The sequence below is a fragment of the Cellulomonas sp. B6 genome, assembly GCF_001462455.1.
In the GTDB taxonomy this organism is placed as follows: domain Bacteria; phylum Actinomycetota; class Actinomycetes; order Actinomycetales; family Cellulomonadaceae; genus Cellulomonas.
Genome location: NZ_LNTD01000253.1, coordinates 1 through 637, shown reverse-complemented (window position 1 = coordinate 637; position 637 = coordinate 1). Strand labels below are relative to the sequence as shown.

Annotated in this window: 1 protein-coding gene; it reads right to left on the bottom strand. The window is 71.7% G+C overall.

Annotated elements, in window-relative coordinates; translation table 11 throughout:
* Positions 1-637: methyl-accepting chemotaxis protein (locus ATM99_RS17495; protein WP_223305255.1), on the bottom strand; the 637-nt coding region annotated here is incomplete at both ends.

The window sequence follows — 637 nt, the reverse complement described above, 5'->3', positions numbered from 1 at the left end:
GCCTCACCGACCCCGCGGGACATCTCGTTCGTCGTGGCCGTCTGCTCCTCGACCGCCGAGGCGATCGTCAGCTGGTAGTCGTTGATGCTCGCGATGATCGACCCGATCGAGGCGATCGACTCCACCGCACCCGAGGTGTCCGCCTGGATCGCCTCCACCCGCCGCGCGATGTCCTCCGTCGCCTTCGCCGTCTCCGAGGCCAGCTCCTTGACCTCACCGGCCACCACCGCGAACCCCTTGCCCGCCTCACCCGCACGCGCCGCCTCGATCGTCGCGTTCAACGCCAACAGGTTCGTCTGCTCCGCGATCTGCGTGATCAGCTTCACCACGTTCCCGATCTCCGCGCTCGAGGCACCCAACCGCGACACCGTCTCGTTCGCCGTCGCCGCCGCACCCGTCGCCGCCTGCGCGACCTTCGCCGCCTCCGACGCGTTCTGCGCGATCTCCCGGATCGAGGCACCCATCTGCTCCGCCCCCGCAGCCACCGCCTGCACGTTCCTGCTCACCTGCTCCGCCGCAGCCGCCACCACACCCGCCTGCACCGACGTCTCCTCCGACCCCGACGCCACCTGACCCGACGCCGCCGCCAGCTCCTCCGCCGCAGCCGCCACCGTCCCCGCCGACTCCGCCACCCCCG